We start from the raw sequence: 1,167 nt of genomic DNA on the forward strand, positions 1-1,167 counted from the left end.
GGCAGGGCTATCGCATATGAGTGATCGCATTGATGAGATAGTCGTCGTTCCAGGCGCATTTCTTGATGCGATGGCTGATGGGGACTTTGGCAGCATCGGCGGCCTGAAGGATGTTTCTAGCGAGGCGATTGAGAAGGGCTGTGTTGGCGGGAGCATTGTCCTTGCGGGCACGGCTGAGATCCTCATCAAGATGGACATCGAGCATCCAATGCAGGCCGTTCTCGATCTGCCAATGAGCTCTAGTGAGGTCGAGCGCCTGCTGAGGCGACATGAGCGTGGAGGCCATGAACAGGCGCATCAACGGCTTGGCCTGATCGCGTCGGCTGGTGATGCGGATGAAGGCCAGATGGCCAGGCATCAGCGGCTCGGCCGCCGCCACGATCTCGGCTTGCCGCCATTCGTTGCGGCCGTGGCTGGTCTCGGTCCGCTCGGCAATGGAAGGGGTCGCGTCGGCCAGTTTCAAGTTGGCACGGCGCAGCCAATGACGCCGGTTGCCCTTCAGCGCAAGCAGGTAATCGCCACCTCTTTGGGTAATGGCCGCAGCCATTCGGGTATGACAGTGGAGCGCGTCGGCGGTGACCAATCTGCCCGTAAGATCAATGAGTTCGACGACTTTGAGCGCGGCCTCGACTTCGTTCTCACCATCACTCGGCGAGACTGCCGCCAGGCACAGCCGGGTCTCGGCCGCGAAGGCCGACACCGTCAACGGCGGACTGGCTGCCAAGCCCTTCTCGTAGGCCCGCCGCAAAGCCTTGCCGTCAAGCGATACCACCTCGGGCGTCTCTCGGCTGGCTCGGGCGAAAGCGGCGGCAAAGGCGGCAAAAGCGCGACCGAAGGCCTCCGGATCGAGCAGGCGCAGCAGCCGCGAGAAAGTGTCGTGGCTGGGAGCTGCGTCATAGTCGATCAGCCGCGACAGCGCTTGCTTGCGCTCCTGTGCGAACAAGGCAAATTCCGTCGCATTACTGGCACCGCACAGGCTTGCCGCGATCATCATCACGATCAGGTCGCCAAGCCGGTGCGTGGCGTTGGGCGCGCGGGGATCAGGCACCGCACCAAAGTAGCTCTCAAGGCAGGAAATGGCAGTCGCTCCTTCGCTCAACTGCCTCTCCAAAGAATCCTTTCTCAGCCTAAACTCAACCCCAAAAGCGCCATATGCGATTCCCCTGC

At 61.8% G+C, this 1,167-nt stretch carries 1 protein-coding gene; it reads right to left on the reverse strand.

Translation table 11 applies throughout. The features are described 5' to 3' along the window. Nucleotides 1-7 precede the first annotated feature (7 nt). Nucleotides 8-1,167, reverse strand: a 1,160-nt coding sequence (locus FJ957_RS31710; protein ID WP_246686024.1) for an ISAs1 family transposase, incomplete at its 5' end; no start/stop codon positions are given.

Source organism: Mesorhizobium sp. B2-4-6 (assembly GCF_006442775.1).
Lineage (GTDB): Bacteria > Pseudomonadota > Alphaproteobacteria > Rhizobiales > Rhizobiaceae > Mesorhizobium.